General features: G+C 44.3%; 18 protein-coding genes. 12 read left to right on the forward strand and 6 right to left on the reverse strand.

The features are described from left to right. Together A3729_RS17635 and A3729_RS17640 are read left to right on the forward strand one after the other, a co-directional pair. On the forward strand, positions 1 to 307 hold a 307-nt coding region (locus A3729_RS17635; protein WP_156497992.1), incomplete at its 5' end, for a S1 RNA-binding domain-containing protein. A gap of 133 nt (positions 308 to 440) precedes the next feature. Next, complete coding sequence (locus A3729_RS17640; RefSeq protein WP_068515199.1) at positions 441 to 911, forward strand: YiiD C-terminal domain-containing protein; 471 nt, start codon at positions 441 to 443, stop codon at positions 909 to 911. Here A3729_RS17640 and bioA read toward each other — a convergent pair. The 4 genes from bioA to A3729_RS17660 form a co-directional block, all read right to left on the reverse strand. Next, a complete protein-coding gene (gene bioA, locus A3729_RS17645) occupies positions 902 to 2200 on the reverse strand; it encodes an adenosylmethionine--8-amino-7-oxononanoate transaminase (protein WP_068553619.1) in 1299 nt (432 codons plus the stop codon). The two genes, A3729_RS17640 and bioA, sit on opposite strands and share 10 nt — an antisense overlap. A 292-nt stretch (positions 2201 to 2492) precedes the next feature. After that, complete coding sequence (locus A3729_RS17650; RefSeq protein WP_068553173.1) at positions 2493 to 4376, reverse strand: DUF4105 domain-containing protein; 1884 nt, start codon at positions 4374 to 4376, stop codon at positions 2493 to 2495. Positions 4377 to 4490: 114 nt separating this feature from the next. Continuing rightward, positions 4491 to 4973, reverse strand: coding sequence for a DUF3015 family protein (locus A3729_RS17655; protein ID WP_068515309.1), 483 nt, complete (start codon positions 4971 to 4973; stop codon positions 4491 to 4493). 229 nt (positions 4974 to 5202) lie between these two features. After that, entirely contained in the window at positions 5203 to 6186 is a 984-nt protein-coding gene (locus A3729_RS17660) for an adenosine kinase (RefSeq protein WP_068515182.1), read from the reverse strand. A 145-nt stretch (positions 6187 to 6331) separates the two neighbouring features. Here A3729_RS17660 and A3729_RS17665 point away from each other — a divergent pair, with 145 nt between their 5' ends. Beyond that, positions 6332 to 7507 carry an MFS transporter gene (locus A3729_RS17665; protein ID WP_068515180.1) on the forward strand — a complete coding sequence of 392 codons (1176 nt, stop codon included), beginning with the start codon at positions 6332 to 6334 and terminating at the stop codon, positions 7505 to 7507. Beyond that, a complete protein-coding gene (locus tag A3729_RS17670) occupies positions 7500 to 8099 on the forward strand; it encodes a hypothetical protein (protein WP_068515177.1) in 600 nt (199 codons plus the stop codon). The genes A3729_RS17665 and A3729_RS17670 overlap by 8 nt, the downstream gene beginning before the upstream one ends. A 69-nt stretch (positions 8100 to 8168) precedes the next feature. Here the strand turns inward: A3729_RS17670 and A3729_RS33205 are convergent, their stop codons facing one another. Beyond that, on the reverse strand, positions 8169 to 8840 hold the full coding sequence (locus A3729_RS33205) for a PEP-CTERM sorting domain-containing protein (RefSeq protein ID WP_068634131.1): 672 nt from the start codon (positions 8838 to 8840) through the stop codon (positions 8169 to 8171). Between the two features lie 294 nt (positions 8841 to 9134). Here A3729_RS33205 and A3729_RS17680 point away from each other — a divergent pair, with 294 nt between their 5' ends. From A3729_RS17680 to A3729_RS17715, 8 genes are all read left to right on the forward strand, one after another. Next, positions 9135 to 9767, forward strand: coding sequence for a hypothetical protein (locus tag A3729_RS17680; protein ID WP_068515171.1), 633 nt, complete (start codon positions 9135 to 9137; stop codon positions 9765 to 9767). A 254-nt stretch (positions 9768 to 10021) separates the two neighbouring features. Continuing rightward, complete coding sequence (locus tag A3729_RS17685) at positions 10022 to 12250, forward strand: NADP-dependent isocitrate dehydrogenase (protein WP_068515169.1); 2229 nt, start codon at positions 10022 to 10024, stop codon at positions 12248 to 12250. Positions 12251 to 12765: 515 nt separating this feature from the next. Continuing rightward, the gene (locus tag A3729_RS17690) at positions 12766 to 14238 is read left to right on the forward strand and encodes a NarK family nitrate/nitrite MFS transporter (RefSeq protein WP_068634133.1); all 1473 of its coding nucleotides are present in this window, start codon (positions 12766 to 12768) and stop codon (positions 14236 to 14238) included. Between the two features lie 156 nt (positions 14239 to 14394). Then, entirely contained in the window at positions 14395 to 15018 is a 624-nt protein-coding gene (locus A3729_RS17695) for an ANTAR domain-containing response regulator (RefSeq protein ID WP_068634134.1), read from the forward strand. A gap of 342 nt (positions 15019 to 15360) precedes the next feature. After that, positions 15361 to 16749: a CmpA/NrtA family ABC transporter substrate-binding protein gene (locus A3729_RS17700; RefSeq protein WP_068515165.1), complete on the forward strand. Its 1389-nt coding sequence runs from the start codon at positions 15361 to 15363 to the stop codon at positions 16747 to 16749. A gap of 246 nt (positions 16750 to 16995) precedes the next feature. After that, positions 16996 to 17910, forward strand: a complete 915-nt coding sequence (locus A3729_RS17705; protein WP_231872294.1) for an ABC transporter permease — start codon at positions 16996 to 16998, stop codon at positions 17908 to 17910. 63 nt (positions 17911 to 17973) lie between these two features. Next, a complete protein-coding gene (locus A3729_RS17710) occupies positions 17974 to 18816 on the forward strand; it encodes an ABC transporter ATP-binding protein (RefSeq protein ID WP_068553593.1) in 843 nt (280 codons plus the stop codon). A 251-nt stretch (positions 18817 to 19067) separates the two neighbouring features. Continuing rightward, positions 19068 to 20270, forward strand: coding sequence for an alginate export family protein (locus tag A3729_RS17715; RefSeq protein ID WP_068553591.1), 1203 nt, complete (start codon positions 19068 to 19070; stop codon positions 20268 to 20270). 98 nt (positions 20271 to 20368) lie between these two features. Here the strand turns inward: A3729_RS17715 and A3729_RS17720 are convergent. Further along, a partial coding sequence (locus A3729_RS17720; protein WP_068634136.1) for an EAL domain-containing protein occupies positions 20369 to 22056 on the reverse strand: 1688 nt, incomplete at its 5' end.

The following is a 22056-nucleotide window of genomic DNA, read 5'->3' on the forward strand; positions in this document are numbered from 1 at the left end:
CAAGGTATTTGGTGAAGACAATGCGAGTGCTCAAGCAGCTATCGATATGATTATGGGTATCACTGCTGAAGCTGAAATTGGTCAGGTTTACGAAGGTAAAGTTGAGCGTATCGTTGATTTCGGTGCATTCGTTAATATCTTGCCTGGTAAAGATGGCTTGGTTCATATTTCTCAAATCTCAAATGAGCGTGTTGAGAAAGTAACTGATGTTCTTGAAGAGGGTCAGATGGTTAAGGTTAAGGTTCTAGATGTCGATAACCGAGGCCGTATCAAGCTAAGCATGAAAGAATTAGCTGAAGCTGAATAAGCTTTAGTGATGAAACTTAGGTCACTTGCAGTGCATTGAGTGGCCATTAAAGGAAGGGAGGTTTGAAAACCTCCCTTTTTTTATGCTTAAAATACCTTCAATAAAAAAGAGTAGGAAACAGTGAGAGGCGGTAATGGTGGAAAATTATTCTAAGCAAGGGCAGGCGCTAGAGGCCTTTCTCATCAAACATCTCCCGCTGGCTCGTGCCGCCCAGGTTTCTATTGATGCCTATGATGGCGAAACACTAAAGGTCAGCGCACCGTTATCAGAGAATATTAACGATAAAGGCACCGCTTTTGGTGGAAGCTTATACAATCTCTGTGTGATCGCCGGTTGGGGAATGACTCAGCTTAAAGCTGAAGCGCTAGGGCTTAAGGGAGATATCGTTGTTGCCAAGGGGGAGATCAACTACCTTCGGCCACTGAGAGGCCGGCTTGTCGCCACGGCTTATGCACCTGCACCCGAAATCTTGGAAAAAGCTCAGCACCATCACACCGGGCTTGGAAAATCGGTCTTCCATATTGAGGTGAGCGTCCCGGATGAGAATGGCAAAACCTGCGTTAAGTTTAGCGGTAAGTACGCAGTATTAGCCGCTCAAACTTGATGATAGTGTTTGATAACGTGATGGATGGCCTGACAGAGTTTTGCTAGTTCATCATTGCTCATGACATAAGGCGGCATGACGTAAACGAGTTTACCAAAGGGGCGCACCCAAACACCTTGCTCAACGAAGCGGCCTTGTATCTCAGCCATATTGACGGCTTCATATAATTCGACAACACCGATTCCACCCAAGACACGTACTTCATTTACGCTGTCTAGCTTGGCGCATGGGCTTAAGCCTTGTTTTAGCTTGGTTTCGATATTAGCTAAACGATCTTCCCAAGGCGAGTCTAAAAGCTGCTTTACGCTTGCCAATGCTACAGCGCAAGCGAGAGGGTTGGCCATAAAGGTTGGGCCGTGCATGAAAACGCCTGGGTTACCTGAGCTGATGGTATCACTGATATGTCTCGTCGTAAGCGTCGCCGCGAGGGTCATGTAGCCACCGGTGATGGCTTTGCCTAGGCATAAAATGTCGGGTGTTACCTCGGCATGTTCACAGGCGAAGAGTTTTCCGGTACGGCCAAAGCCGGTAGCAATTTCATCAAAAATTAGCAGAACGCCAAACTCATCTGCAAGTTTACGAGCTTCTCTCAAATAGGACTCAGAATAAAAGCGCATTCCCCCGGCACCTTGAACGATAGGCTCCATAATAATGGCTGCGGTATCTTGGTGGTGGTTCTCAAGCGCTGCTCTAAGGGCTTGCTTGTCATGTTCATTGCAGGCTTCACCTGGCTTAGATGTGGGTGCTGGAACAAAGAACTGCTTGGTTAAGGTTTCTGAGAACAGTGAGTGCATACCGTTTATCGGGTCACACACCGACATGGCCGCAAAGGTGTCGCCATGATAGCCATTAAGTAGCGAGATAAAGCGTTGCTTCTTGGGTTTGCCTTGGTCATGCCAGTACTGAATTGCCATTTTCATGGCGACTTCAACGGCCACAGAGCCTGAGTCGGCGAAGAATACAGCCTCTAATTTTTGAGGGCTGATCTCAACCAGGAGTTTGCTTAGCTCGATGGCTGGATCGTGCGTGAGACCGCCAAACATGACATGAGACATTTTGTCGCATTGTGCTTTTAGGGCTTCATTTAGTGTAGGGTGATTATAACCATGAATGACGCTCCACCAGGACGCCATGCCGTCTATTAGCTTTGTTCCGTCTTTTAGCTTGAGTGTGCAACCTTGAGCTGATTCGACATGAAAAATCTTATGGGGTGCACCAATTGCACTGTAGGGGTGCCAGATATGTTGGCGGTCGATCTCAAGGGCAGTTAGCGTGGTGCTGTCGCTCATAGCTTATATCTCTGATTCAAATTTATCATGCCAGTTTAAATGATATGGTTTCGTTCAGGTAGTTTCTATTTTTTTATTGGTCTAGACGTAATCAGCAGAGGGTTTCAGCTCTCGCATGAGTATATCTCGTGCTAACCCGCTAGCGAGCCATGGAAGGCTCTACCTACAATAATAGTATAACCTCATATCTGTAGGCAGAGGGTTCCACCCCTCGCTGAGTCTACCCCGCGCTAACCCTGCCAGCGAGACGAGGGAATGTATGTTTTCGATTGAGAAACCCTTTTTCTTACTCTTAAAAATAATGAACCAGAGAAAAACTGGAGGAGTGCTGATAGGCTTGTTCTTTGGTTTGTTGCTGATAAAAGCTGTGGTAAGCCGTTTGTGCCCGGATTTGCCATTGAGCACCAAGGTTGAAGCTAAAGCCAAGCTCAATATCCAAGCGCTTGAACTTAGCGCCGAAGAGATCAAAGGGGCGATAGGCTTCTAGCTTTAGGTTCCAGTCTTCATGCTGGCTTAGCCAGCCAAGTCGGGGGCCTGCTGCTAACCAGTAGCCTTTATCGATATCATTATCGAGATTCAGTTCTCCGTCAGTAAGGATGTATAGACGCTGCCCAAGATATTCATAACTCAGCCCTCCACCAGCATTCAAAAAACTGCTTAACTCTTCAGGGGCGCTGCGAGGTCGATAAAAGCCTGTCGCAACATGCCAGGAAATTGGTGTAATTAGTAGGTTTCGAGGTGTGTAGGAGGCAATATCGATGAGTTTCAGTTCTTGGAGTCGAGTCTTTGCCTCGTTATTTACCTCGGTACGACGAACTTTCATGTTAAGCATTTCAAGTTTAGCGCCTTGAATATAGCCAGGTAAGGCATCCAGTTGATCATGGTATGCTGCTCGAATTTCCAGTTGCTGGAAATGGTGGCTGCCGTCATAACCGCCGGCTAGCGTTAATCGGCGTGAGTTATGTCCTTGATCGTCACGATACTTAGGTGTTGGAAAGTCTGGAAATACTTTAGTCTTATCGATCTTACTTCTAGTCGAAAGTAGTTCGATCGTTCGTTTGCCAAGGTGTGGAAGGTCGGATTTTTTTCTCACTGCCAGGTAGCGGCTGTATTGGTAGGCCAATTCCAAAACCTTTGCCTGACTTTCTGTATCCAATCTTTGCAAGTGGTTTGTTGCAAGCTTGTTATCTTCTACCAAGTTCCTGGCAAGGTGGATCTCATCATCGCTTAAGTTATCGATCATCTGAGTCATCAGGCTTAAGGTAGAAGGGCGAAAACGTGCGTGCTTTACCGCTCCTGCTTGTTCAATGGCGCGTACTGTATCGGAAGGGATTGCGCTGAGTTTGAAGGCGTCGACGAAGTTAAAGCGTTCGCTGGCTGCATCCAATAAGGTGAGTAATTGGTAGGAGCAGTTTTCATCTACAAAATAATAATCAAAATGAACCGTTCTTATTTCCCAGGTGTGTCGGACAAACTGTTCGACCTCTTCTTGTGTCAGGTCTAAAGCGTATTCCCAAACGTCGCGTGACTCCAGGTGGCTGTATTCTTTGACTTTTTCATAGTAGGGGAGAATTGTAAAGACACCGGGGTAGCCACCGGAAAGACCTTTATAGGTAAAGACTAGCTCATTATCGTCAGGGTTGGCATTGGCGGCAAAGTTGATGCTGTAGTCTAGTAGTGCATTACTGCCAGAGGCGCGATCTATACGAATAAAGGTATGTCCAAACATTGAGGAGGGGCTGTTCAGATAGGCCGCCGGGAAGCTTAAGGTTAAGCTTTTAGGGTCGATCTTGGCGAACCAGTCCTCATAATCTGGGCACTTGGCTTCGGGGAAGTTCAATTCAGGGAGTTGTTGTGTTAGCCAATGAAAACGAGCAGGGAACTGGCAAATAAGCTCAAGGTTGCTGCTGTCGCCAGTAAACGCTGCAATATTAGCCTTGAGCTCAGACTTTGGCGAGTACTTTCCGTCTGGAGCGATAAAAAAACTGTCGTCATCAACCTGACTTTCAAATCGCGGAATAAAGCCTATTTGGTGAAAATGAAGAAGGTCGAGCCATTGTTCATTATCCGCTAGGGAAGTAAGTTTTGAATCTGGTATCGTTTGCGCGAGAGAGTTAAAGCTTAGACAGGCAAGAAAAGCTACATTCACCAGAATGTAATGGTAAGGGCAGTGCATGATATCTCTCGTTAGGGTGAATGCCGGTCTTTTAACTGGCACAAAAAAAGGGCATCAAATTGTGCCCTTTTTTAGATTCTAGATCTAGCGTAAGCGTAGATTAAACGAGGCTAATTAGCCTAGGTATTTAGCAAGAGTCTTGTTCTGGCTCATTACGCTAACCAATGCTTGGTATGCGTCACCAGAAGTTGTTGCTTCAGACATAAAGATTTGGTCAAAGCTTGCTTTCAATGCAGCATTGAATGTAGCAGCATCTTCTTTAGCAACGCCAACAAGTTCAGATAGTGCAGCAAGTGTTTCACCTTCACCAATTGCAGTGTCTTGAGCCAGTTGGTCAAGGTTTTTATCTATAAAAAGGGATACTTGGACTTTTAGAGGGCCGTTTGCATCTTCACAGCCAAGTGTGCCTGAGGTCATAGCAAAAGTTTGGCTGGCTATTCCGTTAGTTGTTGCGGCAAGAACGTGCTCATGCCATTCATCTGCATTTTTGAAAATAACTTCAGTACCTAAGCCGCACCCTGCAGGACCGTGACCGCCGGCAGCCATTGCAGTAAATGGAGCAGAAAGAATGAATGCACCTAAAATTAGTTTTTTCATAGCAATTCCTTGAATCATTTTTTGTAAGTAACGCCCTTCGATTATAAACAGCGTTATTGGAAAAAGGCAATGTGTTTAGTTTTATACAGCTTACCTTAAGTTTCACATTTTAATAGTGTAGTCGAAGATTTGGAAAAGGGAACAACGGGAGCTTTAATCTGCAGTTTCAGGTCGTGATAAGATTTAACAGCCTCATGAGTCGAGGCTGTTAAACGGGAAGAATATTTATCTAGAACTTCAGATCTGCATGTTGTTCTGGTCTGAGTCTCGGGCCGTACTGACTCACCACTTGAGCTGCGGCTCTGTTAGCAAGCGTTGCTGCTTGGGCAAAGGTTTGGTCATGAGTGATTGCATAAAGAAATGCACCTGCGAACATGTCGCCGGCTCCATTTGTATCGATTGCTTTTGCTTCAACGCCAGCGACTATTGAGATTTCATTGCCGTCATAAACGAGAGCGCCATCTTTTCCTAAAGTAATTGCAAAAGACTTTGCAGTTTCTTTAAGCTTTTCAGCAGCATCTTCGATGTTATTGCTTTGTGTCCAGGCGAGTGCTTCGTCTTTGTTGCAGAATAATAAATCAACCTGTTGGCCGATCATTTCCTTTAGCCCTTCGCCAAAGAACTCGACCATTCCTGGGTCAGAGAGGGAAATTGCCGTTTTTACACCCTGCTGCTCGGCAATTTCCCGTGCTTTGATGGCCGCTTGTTTGCCACTAGGTGATGTAACGAGATAGCCTTCGATATACAGGTATTCAGATTGAGCAATAGCTTTAGCATCAAGCTGTGCTTCATCTAATTCAGCGCTTACGCCCAAGAATGTATTCATGGTTCGTTCGGCGTCAGGGGTAATCATAACCAGACATTTTCCGGTTGTACCATTCGGGTGGGCTTTATCGCTTGTGGTCACGCCCGCTGCTTGGGTATCTTGTTGGAAGAATAGGCCGTTTTCGTCGTCTGATACTTTGCAGGAATAATAGGTCTTGGCACCGAAGTAACTGGCAGCGATAATCGAGTTGCATGCCGAGCCGCCGCTGGCTCTTTTACTACCAACCAAGTGTTCTTTCATTAGCTCTAGTATTTCGGCTTGGCGGGTTTCATCCACCAAGGTCATTAGACCTTTCTCAATATTAGCTTGGGATAGGAATTCATCGGTGACTTCAATTTCAGTATCGACGAGGGCGGCGCCTAAACCATAGACGTGATATTGTTGCATAGTAATTGCCTTGCTAGTTGGCTAATGGTGGTGTCCATTATATACAGCGTCATTTGCGTATGGCAAAGACGATTTATACGCTTGGTGAATAGCCTGCGCGGTAGATAGCATGAAAAAGGATATATGAGGAAGAACCTTGCTTGGAATGAATAGAAATGTATTGGTTTTATTGTTATCTGGTGCGCTGGGCTTGTGTATTGCGCCAATGGTTGTGTTTATCGGTGGTTTGGTCGGGGCATCGCTTGCTCCTGATCCAGAACTTTCCACATTGCCTGTAGCGGGCATTGTTATTGGTACCGCCTGTGCCGTGATTCCGGTCTCGCGTCTAATGCAGCGTTTCGGTAGAAAAAAGATCTTTTTGGCTGCCTCCTTATATAGCGCTTTGGTATCATGTTTTGCTGCGATTTCTATATCTTATGAAAGTTTTTGGTTGTTTTGTTTGAGTACTGTATTGCTAGGTGGTGCCCTGGCCGTTATTCAGCAATATCGTTTTGCGGCAATGGAGAGTGTTGAGCCATATCTGGCACCAAAAGCTGCATCCTTCGTGTTGTTGGGTGGGCTTATTGCGGCGATACTAGGGCCAGAGCTGGCTCATCTGGGGAGGGCGTTGCATGAAGTGCCCTTTTCGGGCTCGTTTACTCTGCTTTCAATTCTTTGTTTATTAAGTGGTGTTGTTATGTTGTTTTTTCAGCCCGTTGTCGTGACAGGGGGTGAGGAAGAACTCGGCGGCCGTCCTTTAATTGATATCATGCATTCATCCTTATTTTGGGTGGCGGTGATGTCGGCAACCATAGGTTATGCGGTGATGAGTTATGTTATGACCGCTACGCCCGTCAGTATGCATGTCATGGAAGGGCATTCTTTAGAAGATACTAAATGGGTTATTCAGAGCCATATTCTTGCGATGTTCTTGCCTTCCTTAGTGAGTGGATATCTGATTTCAAAGTTTGGTGAATATCGCTTGATGCTGGCTGGTTTGGCAGCTTATACGGTGTGTTTGATGATAGCGCTTTCAGGTCAGAATGTGATGCATTATTGGCTTGGATTGGTGTTGCTAGGTATTGGTTGGAACTTTCTATTTGTCGCAGGTACGGTTTTGCTTCCTAAAGTGTACCAACCTGCCGAGAGGTATAAAGTACAGGGTTTTAATGACTTTTTTGTGTTTGTATTCCAGGCTGCGGCATCAATATCTAGTGGAGTAGTTATTTATAGTGTTGGCTGGAATAGCCTGCTTATCTACGCTATTCCGCTAATTTTGGTTCAGATGTTGGTGATCTTTATCTGGAGAATAGGTAAAAGTAAGGAGGGAGAGCTTGTCTAATTATCGCTTTAGTTTTCTTTTGCTTGGAGGTTTAAGTCTGGCTGGCTGCTCCAGCTTGCCGCCTGAACAACCTCAAAATATTTGTAAAATATTCGAAGAAAAGCCAGACTGGCATGATGCCGCGCTCGATGTACGGGAACGCTGGGGAGTCCCTGTTCACATTCCAATGGCCATAATGTATCAAGAGTCATCTTTTAAATACGATGCGGCACCGCCGATGGAGTACTTCCTTGGATTTATTCCTATCGGTCGAGCGAGCGATGCGTATGGTTATTCTCAGGCTAAGACTCCTGTTTGGGGAGAATATGTAGCTGACGCCGGGAGCACCTTTGCAGATCGCGATGATTTTGATGATGCGATTGATTTTGTCGGTTGGTATATGAATCGAAGTAGCAAGATAAACAAGGTTAGTAAATGGGATGCCTACGCACAATACCTAAATTATCACGAAGGGCATGGTGGTTATCGTAGAGCTAGTTATGAAAAAAAACCTTGGCTAAAAAAGGTAGCGAAGAAGGTTGAGGCTCGGGCTAAAAAATATAGTGAGCAATACTGGTCGTGTAAAGATGACTTAAATAGTGGGTGGTTTTAGACAAGATTGATAGGCATAAAAAAACCTCACAAATGCGAGGCTTTTTTATTATTACTTGCGAGTGCTAGATTAAGCTTGCTTACGACGAGCGAAACCTAGACCAGCCAAACCAAGACCTAGAAGAGCTAGAGTGCCTGGCTCTGCAACTGATACTTCGAATGACTGGTGGATGCCGTCACCGCGCGATTCTACGATTACGCCGTCAACATTTTTGTACTTCGTATATGGCTTGCTACCAACTAGAACGTTTGGTGTTGCATAGTTTTGGCCGATGAAGATGCCGAAGCCTTCAGTGCCTGGATCTGTTGTGTTGTCTTCCAGGTCAGCAAAAAGGCTTGAACCCAAGTTAAAGCGAGTAAGCTTTGTGTCTTTGTCAAGGTCAAAGGTAAACCCATCATAGCCATTGCTATTTGTTTTTGCAGTCCAGTTGATAGTATTGCCCCAGTTGCTTGTAGAGGTGTAGTCACTGCCGTCAAAGCTAATGGTTGTAGCTGTAGGAGAGCTGCCATTTACGACTTCGAAGCTACCAAACCATGTGGCGTTTGATGATACATTTGGGCTTCTCCAACGAACATTCCATTGATAGTCATTGCCTTCAGTTGTCCAAAGGTAATAACCGTTTCCTTGTGAGCCAAGGTTGATGTTTGTTGCGGACGTTTCACCAGTGTACTGAGGTGTTGCAAGAGCGCATACAGAGGTAACTGCTAAAGTTGCTGCTGCTAAAAGCTGCTTAAGTTTCATGTAATTTTCCTTATTTGTAATTAAATGACGACTACAAAATAGTCCGTTAATTATAACTGTTGTTCAAAGCATTAGTTGTGCCAATGATCCATAAAATATATATATAACAGTAGGATAAGTTATTTGATATTTTTCTTTCTATGGTTTTTTTGTTTATTGTGTAAAAAAAGCTGACAGTTATTTAAGTGTTCAGAAATGGGTGGCGTGTTACTATGTTTATCAGTGATTTAGAAGTTTATCGGCAGGTGTTGAGAGCGAATGCCAGCCCATCTATAAATAGGGTGAGATTAAATTGTGGCTCAGATAGAAATGAAATTACTATTGTTGATGTGTTTGCTGGGCCTGTTATCGGCCTGTTCAACAACGACGTCAGACGCGAGGCAATATTTAGTTAATGCGAGTAATGCTAAGATTTCATCTTCTGCCTTGCATGTTGATAGAAGTCAGTTGATTCTTGCGTCTCAAGAAGGTGGGGGGCTTTATGAGCTGCATCACTCGTCGCTTGAGGTCGGTCAAATGTTCGCGAATGTGGCCTCAAAGTTTGGGTTTAGAAAAGCTTCTCCAGAAGAAGCAACTTATGTGGCGAAGTTGATATCTGCCTTCCCTGATGGCGGTGCGTGTGAAGGGCTTGGTGATGCGGCAAGTGATGGTGCGTCTTATACGGCTTCAGTGCTGACTTTTGGTATTTTACCAGCATCGGGCTCTCACTGTTATTTGGTGGCTTTGGAGCTCTATGAACGTATCGGGGGGGAGTTGCTATTGGTGGGAGAGTTTTTTGCTAATAAGGGGCGTGTTGATGTTTATGCTGGGGCAAATGAAATCGAAAGTTACTCCTTAATTGTTACTCGACGTGATGAGGTCCTGGCTTTAGAAACGTCAATTGCAGCGCTTTTTCGTCAGATGATTCTGGATGGAGCATTCGAGTAATAGAGGGCCAAAACCTCAGCAGAAAACTTGAATGAAGGATATCGCCTTTATTGACATAATTATGCCATCTTATTTCAGTACTATCTCTTTTGAATTTGTTATAAAACTTAAGTAGAAGGGGAAATTTCTTCCTTTTTTAGCTACACTAGCGTTTACGCATAATTTTCGCTGGGTCTGGTGATCACGAGTTGTCAGGTCCTCAGTGTGTAAAATTAGTTCCATTGGTTATCCTACCGGTACAGTTTGGGGAAAAAATGACAACAGAAATATCCAAGATTATCTACACAAAAACAGATGAAGCGCCAGCACTGGCAACCTATTCCTTACTTCCTATACTCAACGCTTTCACTTCCGCCGCTGGCGTGTCCGTTGATGAGAGCGACATTTCTTTAGCTGCACGTATCTTGGCAGCCTTCCCCGAGAAACTGACTGAAGAGCAACGCGTACCAGACGCGTTAGCTGAGTTGGGCGAATTAACGCTACATCCGGAAGCCAATATTATTAAATTGCCGAATATCAGTGCATCAATTCCTCAGTTGAAAGAAGCAATTAAAGAGCTACAGGATCAGGGTTATGATATTCCTGAGTACCCCGACGAAGCTGGCAGCGAGCAAGAAACAGAGATTAAAGCAAAGTATGCCAAAGTGTTGGGTAGTGCGGTAAACCCTGTTCTGCGTGAAGGTAATTCAGATCGTCGCGCGCCACCTTCCGTTAAAGCCTATGCGCGTAAATATCCACACTCCATGGGTAAGTGGAGTCAGGCGTCACGTACACATGTTGCCCATATGCGTAGCGGCGACTTTTACGACCAAGAGCAGTCTACGGTAATTGAAAAAGCTGGCAATGTTCGTATTGAACTTGTTGAAGCAGATGGAAAAGTGACCGTACTTAAAGAAAAGACAGCTGTCATTGAGAAAGAAGTGATCGATGGCATGTTTATGAGTGTTAAAGCTTTGCGTCAGTTCTTTGAAGAAGAGATGGAAGGTGCAAGAAGAGCTGACTTGTTGTTCTCTCTACATGTTAAAGCCACCATGATGAAGGTCTCGCATCCGATCGTATTTGGGCATGCGGTTACTGTTTACTTCAAAGAACTTTTTGAAAAGCATCAGGCGAAGTTTGAAGAGTTGGGTGTGAACCCTAACAATGGTTTGAGTAATGTTCACCAGAAAATATCTGATCTTCCTTACTCTCAGCGTTCTATAATTGAAGAAGATATTCGTGCCTGTTACGAAGAACGCCCTGAAATGGCGATGGTAGATTCTGACAAAGGTATTTCAAACCTCCATGTACCAAGTGATGTCATCGTTGATGCGTCAATGCCTGCGATGATTCGTGTTGGTGGTAAAATGTGGGGTACTGACGGTAAACTGAAAGACACTAAAGCGGTTATTCCAGAGCGCACATATGCGACCATCTATCAGGAAGTTATTAACTTCTGTAAGCATCATGATGCCTTTGACCCAACGACAATGGGTACCGTTCCAAATGTTGGCTTGATGGCTCAAAAAGCTGAAGAATATGGTTCTCACGACAAGACTTTCGAGTTAGAGGCTGACGGTACTGTTCGTGTAGTTGATGAAGATGGTAAGGTCTTGCTTTCGCATGATGTCGAGAAGGGTGACATCTGGCGTATGTGTCAGACTAAAGATGCGCCAATTCAGGACTGGGTGAAACTCGCCGTTTCTCGTGCTCGAGCAACGGGTATGCCGACTATATTCTGGTTAGATCCTGAGCGTGCCCATGATGCGCAAATGATTAAGAAGGTGAACACCTACTTACAGGATCATGACACGGATGGTTTGGACATTCGTATCATGTCGCCGGATCAGGCAATTCGCTTCACAATGGAGCGCTTGATTCGTGGCCGTGACACGATCTCTGTTACCGGTAATGTACTACGAGATTATCTAACGGATTTGTTCCCGATTCTTGAGTTGGGTACCAGTGCTAAGATGCTATCTATTGTTCCGTTAATGGCTGGTGGTGGTCTGTTTGAAACAGGTGCTGGTGGTTCTGCTCCGAAGCATGTTCAGCAATTCCTGGAAGAGTGTCACTTGCGTTGGGACTCTTTAGGTGAGTTTTTAGCGATCGCTGTTTCTTTGGAAGATCTGGGTATTAAGAATGATAATGAGAAAGCAAAAGTCCTAGCGAAAACGCTTGATGAGGCGACGGCTATCTTCCTGGAAGAAAATAAGTCACCGTCACGAGTGTCTGGTGAGCTGGATAACCGTGGTAGCCACTTCTTCTTGGCCTTGTATTGGGCTAAAGCGCTTGCTGCGCAAGATGATAACCTTGAGCTAAAAGAGCGCTTTGCAGCGCTGGCTAAGACATTAGAAGAGCAGCAGTCGACTATTCTTGCTGAAATGACGGTTGTGCAAGGTAAGCCTGTCGATATTGGCGGTTACTACCATCCTGATGTGGCGAAAGCGACTAAGGCGATGAGACCAAGTGATACCTTTAATTCAGCGCTTGATAATTTGTAAGCGTATCTGAGTGAAAAAAAACCGAACCGGCTCAGGCCGGTTTTTTTATGCCCAGAGTTTCATAGATAAATGACTGGAAGGTACTATCGATTGTAGTGTTGAGCGTTCTTATAGGTCTTTGGGTCAAGCGTAGGGTAGCTCTTCACTGTCATGAAGGCACCAATTTGGTAAGTCTTGATTGAGGTACCTAGGTTTACGCTGGATTTTTGGGCAGATTGTTTGTATGCAGGTTGTTCAAATAGTGCACAATGAGTTGGTGTGCTCCTTGGTAAAGCTGTTTCATGTGATAGCTTAGGTTTTGCGAGCGTAATATGGTGCGAGAAGTAAAAGGTAGTCTTTCTATTGCTTCAGAATGGTGCGTTTTGGCTGGAGGATATGTTGGAATCTGTCTGTGCGCAAGTCGTTTGTGTAATTATCTGTTTTTATCTTGTTGAAAGTAAAGAAAAAAATCTTAGTTGGATCGACTTTTGATTATGGTGGCCTAGTTTTCATTCAATCTATTTAAGGAACCCCGCATGTCTGAAGCTCGATTAAGGTTATTGGATTTTTCCAGTCGACCGACACAAATATTGCACTTTACCTGGTTTGCATTCTTTTTGACCTTCGTGATGTGGTTCAGTCATGCGCCAATGAAGCCTTTCATTATGGCAGCATTTGATATGAGTAATGCCCAGTGGAAGGCGTTATTGATCCTTAACGTTGCACTTACTATACCAGCGCGTATTGTTGTCGGGATGTTGGTGGATAAGTTTGGGCCGCGCGCTGTTTATAGCTTGTTGTTGATGGTGTCGGCGTTTCTTTGTTGGGGTTTTGCTCTAGCTCAAACTTATGAGCAGTTAGCCTTATTCCGTTTCTTGTGTGGCTTTATTGGTGCGGGTTTTGTTATCGGTATTCGTATGGTGGGAGAATGGTTCCCTGCGAAGACGGTTGGCTTAGCAGAAGGTGTATATGGTGGCTGGGGTAACTTCGGTTCGGCAGCTGCAGCATGGACTCTTCCAGCGGTAGCAGCTTACGTATATGGTGGTGATGATGGTTGGAGATATGCTATCGCAACAACAGGTGTTGTTGCTTTTGTTTATAGCATGATCTTTTACAAAAATGTTCGTAATACACCGAAAGGTTCGACTTACTTTAAGCCAAAGAAATCGGGTGGTTTGGAAGTAAGTAATAAGCGTGATTTCTGGTTCTATATCGCGATGAATGTGCCTATGTATATTGCCTTGGCTGTTTTGACATGGAAGCTATCTCCAGCGGGTGTAAGTCTACTATCGGCAACAACAGCAAACATTTTATGGGGGGTGCTCGCTGGTCTGTTTGCTTTCCAAATGCACTCAATCTATCAAGTGAACAAAGAACATTTACATACTTCTCTACCAGAAAACGACCAGTATAAGTTTAAGCAGGTGGCTATTCTTGATTGGGCTTATTTCGTTACCTTTGGTTCAGAATTAGCTGTTGTGTCAATGTTGCCAGCATTCTTCATGGAAACCTTTGATCTAACACCTGTTATGGCTGGTTTGTTGGGTGGTGCATTTGCATTGATGAATTTGGCGGCGCGTCCTACCGGTGGATATTTATCAGATAAGTTTGGTCGTAAGAAAACCTTAACTATTCTGATTGCTGGTTTGACGGTCGGTTACTTGATTCTGTCCCTAGTTGATAGCACCTGGATGATTCCATTGGCTGTTGCGGCAGTGTTGCTTTGTTCGTTCTTTGTTCAGTCTGGTGAAGGTGCAGTGTTCGCTATGGTGCCACTGGTTAAGCGGCGTATGACAGGGCAAATCGCAGGCATGGTTGGAGCCTATGGTAACGTGGGCGGTGTGACCTTCCTGACGGTATACTCATTCGTTGATGCATCGACCTTCTTTATGGTGATTGCGGGTGCTGCTGTAGCATGTTTGGTTTTGGTTCAGTTTTTGGATGAGCCGAAAGGTCATATGCATGAGGTATTACCAGACGGTACTGTTCAAATGATAGAGGTTAGCTAGGTATAGCTACGACTTTATCGCGAGCCTGTACTTCTGTAAGGCTCGCTTCTATTTTATATCCTCTGTTTTTACCATTTAATATTTATCAGATCTATGCATGAAGGACATGAGTATTCCTACCTGTTGCGTCTGAATTTATGAATAAGGTGGTGTCGTATGACTAGAGCTGTTATCTCAAATACAGGGCTCTCTCAAAAAGAACGCGCACTGTTAATTGATCCCTTGGATTCAAGAGCAGCGTTGTTACGCAGAGCTCTTCGCGAAAACGCTTATCCGATAATCGAGACAGTTACCGAAGCTTGTCTTATGTTGGCTAAAGCGGAGGAGTATCAGCCTGATATTCTCGTGGTAGGTATGGACTTGCCCGACGAAGACACTTTACAGCAACTGGTCGAACTTCGAGAGCGCATGCCGCTTCCCGTCATTGTTTTCTCAGAAAAGGATGCGCCGCCGCTGGTTCAGAAGGTGGTGAAGGCCGGTGTCAGTGCTTTTATTGTGGATGATATACAGCCACAGCGCTTGCCTTCAATTATTAATATCGCAGTAGCTCGTTTTCATGAGCAGCAAGGTTTAATAAAGGAATTAAACACGGCAAAAACCAAATTGGCCGAAAGAAAGACCTTAGAGAAGGCTAAAGGTTTGTTGATGAAACAGAAGGGCCTGAGTGAAGATGAGGCATATACCTCTCTTAGAAAGTTGGCGATGGATAAGGGGCAGCCGATTGTGAAAGTGGCTGAAAGCATTATTGATGTGTTTTCCTTATTGGGTGATGTCGAGTAGCCCTAAAGCAAGTCGTTAGTAAGTGCTTGGTGCACTGAAATGGGTCGTATTTCTGCGTGATATTGTCAAGTAGTTGATATATAAGGTATAAAAAGTTGGCACGGCTTGTGCTTTAACTGGTATATCTACGAACGCAAGGCGTTCATGAAACAAAACATAATGTCTTTCTATCAACGGCGATCAGAAAGACATCAAACAAGATCGCAATGGCGCGGTCAGGTTTGAACGAGCAAAGGTGCTCATCAGTTAGTGGTCTCATTAGAGGCGACTAATCGGTGGGCGCCTTTTTTTTGGATTTTTTGAAAGTTTATTATTGATTCATTGATATAAAGGAAGCGTTTTATGAAGTGGTTTAAATCGTTAAAAACGGCAACGATGACAACAGTAATCAGCGCAAGTGTCGCAGTTGGTATGACTAGCGGCGCGGCGCATGCAGAGAAATTAGGCTATCCGGAAAAAGAGGAGTTAACTTTCGGTTTTATCAAACTAACAGACATGGCGCCAATAGCTGTCGCCTATGAAAACGGTTACTTTGAGGATGAAGGCCTGTACGTCAAAATTGAAGCTCAAGCTAACTGGAAGGTCTTGCTTGATGGCGTAATTGACGGTCGCTTGGATGGTGCACATATGCTAGCGGGACAGCCTATTGCAGCGACGATGGGTTATGGAACTAAAGCTCATATCATTACGCCTTTCTCAATGGATTTGAATGGTAATGCGATCACCGTTTCAAATGATATTTGGGAACAGATGAAGCCAAATATTCCAAAGATGGCTGATGGAAAACCTGTTCACCCAATTAAAGCTGATGCGCTGAAGCCAGTTGTCGAGAAGTACAAGGAAGATGGAAAGCCTTTTAACATGGGGATGGTATTCCCGGTTTCGACTCATAACTATGAGCTAAGATACTGGTTAGCAGCGGGCGGTATTCACCCTGGCTACTACGCGCCTCATAAGGGTGACACGACAGGTAAGATCGATGCAGATGCCTTGCTATCAGTAACACCTCCACCACAAATGCCGTCTACCTTGGAAGCCGGCACGATCTATGGCTACTGTGTAGGTGAGCCTTGGAACCAGCAGGCCGTATTCAAAGGTATCGGTGTGCCAGTAGTGACTGATTACGAGATCTGGAAAGACAACCCAGAGAAAGTATTTGGTATTACTAAAGAATTTGCTGAGAAATACCCGAATACGACAGTTCGTTTAACGCGAGCGATGATTCGTGCAGCGATGTGGTTAGATGCTAACAACAATGCTAACCGTCCAGCAGCGGTTAAGATCTTGTCACAACCTAACTATGTTGGTGCTGACTATGACGTTATTGCAAACAGTATGACGGGTACTTTTGAGTACGAGAAAGGCGATAAGCGTTCAGTACCAGACTTCAACGTATTCTTCCGTTATAACGCGACTTACCCATACTACTCAGATGCTATCTGGTATCTAACGCAAATGCGTCGTTGGGGTCAGATCTCTGAAGATAAGAGCGACGAGTGGTACAAAGATTTGGCGAAGAAAGTATATCGTCCTGATATCTATGCACGTGCGGCGCAGTCTTTGATCAAAGAAGGTAAAGCGAAAGCGGCTGACTTCCCAGACTTCTCTACTGAAGATGGCTACCGTGACCCACAAACGCACTTTATCGATAACATTGTTTATGACGGTACACAACCAAACAAGTATATCGAGAAGTTCTCAATTGGTCTGAAATCAGGCGACAAGATCTAAAGAGTATTACATATGTCGGACGACAAATGCTGGCCTGAACCAGGGTTTGTTGTCTGACTGCTGATAACGAAGTTTGTCTAAGAAAGATTTATCTTGATCGGCTCTCAATGTTTGTTAGAACGAGAGTCGTCAGTTAACTGAAGTAGCTTTAAGCAGGAGCAGAAGATTATGTCAACGGCGACATCTCTTAAGGACGATATAGAACAACCAATTGTTTGGTTGGATAAGGTATTAGAGTTTGGAGCGATGGCAGCGAAGACTCTGGCAATACCCATGGCAGGTATTGCGGTATTTCTCATTATTTGGGCGGCAGCCGCACAGAGTGTTAAAACTTCTTTGGGGCAGTTTCCGGGTCCCGCGATGGTAATGGAGCAGTTCGTCTCTTTATATGATGAGCACGTTTCCGAGCGGACTAAAGAGCAAGCCTTCTACGAAAGGCAAGAGAAAAGAAATGCGGCACGAGTGGCTGAAGATCCATCTTATGTGCCTAAAATCAGAGCGTATACAGGAAAAGAAACTTTCCTTGACCAAATCTTTACCAGCTTAAAGACGGTCGCTTCTGGTTTTTTATTGGCTGCCGCGATAGCGATTCCTTTAGGCATTGCCATTGGCCTGAACAAAACACTGAACTCGGCAGTTAATCCGATTATTCAGGTGTTCAAACCTGTTTCTCCTTTGGCTTGGTTGCCTTTGGTCACAATCTTGGTGAGTGCTCTCTACGTCTCGCCAGACCCAATGGTAGCCAAGTCCTTTATCGTATCGATGATTACGGTAACGCTATGTTGTTTATGGCCAATGGTTATCAACACTTCAGTGGGTGTTGCATCCATTGATGATGACTTGGTCAACGTAAGTAAGGTGTTGCGATTACCTGCTCTGAAACATGTTCAGAAAATTGTTTTACCTGCATCAGTACCGATGATCTTTACCGGAATGCGCTTGTCCTTAAGTATCGCATGGATGGTGTTGATCGCCGCAGAAATGTTGGCCCAAAACCCAGGCCTTGGAAAGTTCGTTTGGGATGAATTCCAGAATGGTAGTTCAGATTCACTAAGTAGAATTATGGCAGCAGTCGTTGTAATTGGTTTTATCGGATTCTTGTTAGATCGCGCAATGTTACAAATACAAAAGCGAGTGTCTTGGGATAATAAAGGCCTTTAAGCCTTAACCTGCCCGAACAGCTACAAGTAACGAAATACGATTGAATTTATTGAGGATAGAATTATGAGCGCATTATTAGATATTAGTCATATAGATATGGTCTTTCCGACACCAAAGGGGCCGTTCACAGCGCTGCAGGACGTGAGTTTACAAATTAAAAAGGGCGAGTTTGTATCGCTTATCGGACACTCGGGTTGTGGTAAGTCAACCGTTTTGAACGTTGTCGCTGGCCTACATCAGGCAACCAATGGCGGTGTAGTTCTTAGCGGCAAAGAAGTGACAGAACCAGGACCTGAGCGGGCCGTTGTCTTCCAAAATCATTCTCTATTGCCGTGGTTGACGGCGTATGAAAATGTTGAGCTGGCCGTTAAGCAAGTATTCGGAAAAACTAAGTCAAAAGCAGAAACTAAAGAGTGGGTAGAACATAATCTTCACTTGGTTCATATGGATCACGCTATGTATAAGCGTCCTGACGAAATATCAGGGGGTATGAAGCAGCGTGTGGGTATCGCTCGTGCTTTGGCGATGCAGCCAGAGATTTTGTTAATGGATGAGCCATTTGGCGCGCTAGATGCCCTGACCAGGGCGCATATGCAAGACTCCTTAATGGAGATCCAGAATGAGCTGAATAATACCGTTATTATGATCACCCATGATGTTGATGAAGCAGTTTTGCTGTCAGATAGAATTGTCATGATGACTAATGGCCCAGCGGCAACGATTGGTGAAATATTAGATGTTGGTCTTGAACGCCCTCGTGATCGATTGGCCTTAGCAGAAGACCCAGAATACGTTCACCTTCGATCAGAAGTTCTAAAGTTCCTGTACGAAAAACAACGAAAAGTTGAACCGATTAGTGCCTCAGTAAAAAAAACTAAAGCTGCCTCAGGTATTGCGGCAGCGTAAGACAAGTTAATCATTACTCCCGTTTACAATGGCGTAAACATAGGGGGTAGGTGGACAACGGCGTTCACAAGTAATGCGACACGAGAAAACTGTTGAGTAGAGGCTCAGTAGTTATCTCACAGCGCATTGTTTGTGAGCGCTTTTTTAATGCCTTAAGAATTAGTAAAGCCATATTTATAGCGAGGGTCACAGCATAAACAAAGAATGACTGACTTATGCTTGGCCTTTAAAAAAGTAACTAGGAGATGTAAATGAAAAAACGTTCAATTAGCCTATTAAGCACAGCAATCGCTACGATCATTGCTTCGAGTAGCGTTGTCGCTGCACCAGAAACGATTACTGAGGCGATTACAGGTGGTAAAGCCTATGGTGACTTGCGTTTACGATATGAAAGTGACGACCGAAGCAATGACACTGATTCAGATGCCTTAACCCTACGTACGAGAATCGGATACAAAACGGCAGAATTCAAAGGCTTTACTGCACTGGTCGAGTTTGAAGATAGTCGTGAAGTTTTGGGGATTGAAGAAGCGGACGATGATGCATTAATTCTAGACTCAGAAGTAACTGAGCTCGATCAAGGCTTTATTCAATATAAGAATGACATGGTGACAGCAAAACTAGGGCGTCAAGTGATTGCCTTGGACGGTCAGCGTCATGTAGGTCATGTTGGTTGGCGCCAAGATCGCCAGACTTTTGATGCGGCGAGAGTTACGGTTAAGCCAATTGAAGGTCTTACTTTAGATGCATCCTATATTTATAAAGTAAACCGAATTAACTCAGGTGCCTTTGCGGATGTCGCTGATACTGATATAACACTATTAAATGTTGCTTACCAAACTCCCTTTGGTAAAGCTGTGGTATACAACTATGAGATCTCAGGAGAGCCTTATGGTGCCGCAGATGGTTGGGATGAGCTATCAACAATTGGTGCAAGTTTTACCGGCTCAACATTAGCAGGTGAAGATCTGAAAGTTTCATATGCTCTAGAGTATGCTTCGCAAGATAATGAAACGAAAGATGCCAGTATGGATTATATGATGGCTGAGGTTGGCCTAACTGCGTCAGGAGTGACAGGCAAGCTTGGGTATTCGTCCTTAGGATCTGACGACGGCAATCAGTCGTTCGCGACACCTTTAGCAACTGTTCATAAGTTTGAAGGTTGGGCTGATGCATTTCTAGGTCAGTCCTTGTTTGGTGCGGGTGGCGGTAATGGTGTTGTAGACACTTATGCTTCAGTCTCAGGTAAGTTCGCTGGTGTAAAACTGGTGGGTGTTTACCATGATTTTGAGACCGATGAAGGCAGTGCTGACGCGGGTAGAGAGATAGATCTTTTGGCAGTCAAAAAGTTTAATAAAACCTATAGCGGAGGCCTGAAGTATGCTGATTACTCGGCACCTTCTGGCGGTACTGATAAGTCCGTAATGTGGGCGTGGGTTGGAATGAAGTTCTAAAGTCTGACACATAACTATAAGCCGTTAATAAGACTTCAGGGTCTTATTTTGCTAGCCTGGTGCCGTACCCGTCGCGGGTTGACAAGACTTTCCTCTTGTTAATTCAGGCTAGCTTTTTTCGGTTTTTTATGTGGGCTAGAGAGATACTCTAGCAAGGCTTCGAGCTTCATTGCTTCATGGAATAAACTTCCTTGTGCGTAGTCGCAGCCATGGCTTTTTAAGTGTGCAAGCTGTAAATCATTTTCAACGCCATCAGCAGTAACAGAAAGTTTCATCTGATGAGCCATACTAATAATTGCATTGCTAAAGTTAGTGTTTGCCTGATTTTCAGGGAGACCATTAAGGTAGCGTTGGTCTATTTTTAAGGCGTGAGCCGGAACTTGTTTCAAGTAGCTCATTGACGCATAGCCTGAACCAAAACGATCGATGATAATATGAACGCCCATATCTTTCAGTTCTTTTAGACGACCAATCACTTCGGGCTTTTGGTCAACGAAGCACTTTTCAACTACCTCGAAATGCAGGTATTTAATATAGTTCGGGTGTTCGGAAAATAGCGCTCGTACTTCAGAAACAAAGTAACGGTCTTTAAGTTGTCTAGGCGATATGTTGACACTAAAGCTAATATCTTTGATGCCTTCTTTAAGTAGTCTTTGGATATCTTTTACAAGCTGTTTTAGCACCCAGTTACCGAGAGGAATAATGCTGCCTGCATTTTCTGCTATCGAGATAAAATCATCGGGCATACGAATATCTTCTTCAGTGTATTGCCAGCGTAGAGATGCTTCTACGCCTGAAATGCTTTGATCTTTTAAATCGAGAATCGGCTGATAAACCAAAAAGAAGTCTTGGTTTTCAATGCTGTGCTGAATTTCCTTTTCTGTCTTTATTTTATAGCGGATCTCGTTGTTCATATCTTCAGAGAAGAATTGATAATTGTTTCTGCCGCTTTGCTTTGCCTGATACATAGCGATGTCGGCATTATTAATAAGGTCAGTGTCATTAAGCGAGTCTTCAGGGGTGACGCTAATGCCAATACTCGCGGTGATAAAGACTTCCTGAGTGTCGATGATCACGGGAGATTCAAAAGAGTTGATTATATTCTGTGTTACTTTACTGGCATCTTCGTAATTCTTAATGTTGCTTAGTAAGACTGTAAATTCATCACCACTGATACGAGCAATGCTATCGTTTTGCCTTACATGCTCATTCAAGCGCTTGGCGACGGATTTTAGAATCTCGTCACCGGCCTGATGACCTAGGGAGTCATTAATGGTTTTGAAGTTATCTATATCAATAAACAACAATGCAGCTTTTACCATATTACGTTTGGCATTTTGAATTGCTGACTCGAGCCTCTTCTGGAATAGTACCCGATTTTCTAGACCTGTCAGCGGGTCGTATAAAGCCATACGTTCCATTTCATCGTGATGATTCTTGATATCGGTGATATCTTCGAAAGTAATCACATAGTGAGATATTTCTGAGGTTTCTTGATAGGGATGGCTTTTAAGCAATGAAATACTGGTCTTCATCCAATGCGTGTCACCATTTGCATCGGTGCACTTGAGTTTACTCTGAATCAGACCTTCGGTATTAGGCGATAAGCTTTGTGTACTCAACTCCTGAGAGGAGATCGGGGGAAGGGAAAGTTTGTTTTCCAGTATCGAAATTGGCTGCCCCTCCAGCTTCATATCACAGCTACCAGTAAGCTTTAGAAATGCCTTACTGGCATAACTAATTGTGTGCTCCTTATCTATAATTAATACTGTACTATCACTACTCT

This window comes from Oleiphilus sp. HI0043, from assembly GCF_001634935.1.

Bases quoted from the DNA above. Each gene is read 5' to 3' on its own strand.
- A3729_RS33205 (WP_068634131.1), bottom strand. From the start codon at position 8,840: ATGAAACTTAAGCAGCTTTTAGCAGCAGCAACTTTAGCAGTTACCTCT.
- bioA (WP_068553619.1), bottom strand. From the start codon at position 2,200: ATGAGCGACAGCACCACGCTAACTGCCCTTGAGATCGACCGCCAACAT.
- A3729_RS17650 (WP_068553173.1), bottom strand. From the start codon at position 4,376: ATGCACTGCCCTTACCATTACATTCTGGTGAATGTAGCTTTTCTTGCC.
- A3729_RS17665 (WP_068515180.1), top strand. From the start codon at position 6,332: ATGAATAGAAATGTATTGGTTTTATTGTTATCTGGTGCGCTGGGCTTG.
- A3729_RS17655 (WP_068515309.1), bottom strand. From the start codon at position 4,973: ATGAAAAAACTAATTTTAGGTGCATTCATTCTTTCTGCTCCATTTACT.
- A3729_RS17640 (WP_068515199.1), top strand. From the start codon at position 441: ATGGTGGAAAATTATTCTAAGCAAGGGCAGGCGCTAGAGGCCTTTCTC.
- A3729_RS17660 (WP_068515182.1), bottom strand. From the start codon at position 6,186: ATGCAACAATATCACGTCTATGGTTTAGGCGCCGCCCTCGTCGATACT.
- A3729_RS17690 (WP_068634133.1), top strand. From the start codon at position 12,766: ATGTCTGAAGCTCGATTAAGGTTATTGGATTTTTCCAGTCGACCGACA.
- A3729_RS17685 (WP_068515169.1), top strand. From the start codon at position 10,022: ATGACAACAGAAATATCCAAGATTATCTACACAAAAACAGATGAAGCG.
- A3729_RS17710 (WP_068553593.1), top strand. From the start codon at position 17,974: ATGAGCGCATTATTAGATATTAGTCATATAGATATGGTCTTTCCGACA.
- A3729_RS17700 (WP_068515165.1), top strand. From the start codon at position 15,361: ATGAAGTGGTTTAAATCGTTAAAAACGGCAACGATGACAACAGTAATC.
- A3729_RS17705 (WP_231872294.1), top strand. From the start codon at position 16,996: ATGGCAGCGAAGACTCTGGCAATACCCATGGCAGGTATTGCGGTATTT.
- A3729_RS17695 (WP_068634134.1), top strand. From the start codon at position 14,395: ATGACTAGAGCTGTTATCTCAAATACAGGGCTCTCTCAAAAAGAACGC.
- A3729_RS17715 (WP_068553591.1), top strand. From the start codon at position 19,068: ATGAAAAAACGTTCAATTAGCCTATTAAGCACAGCAATCGCTACGATC.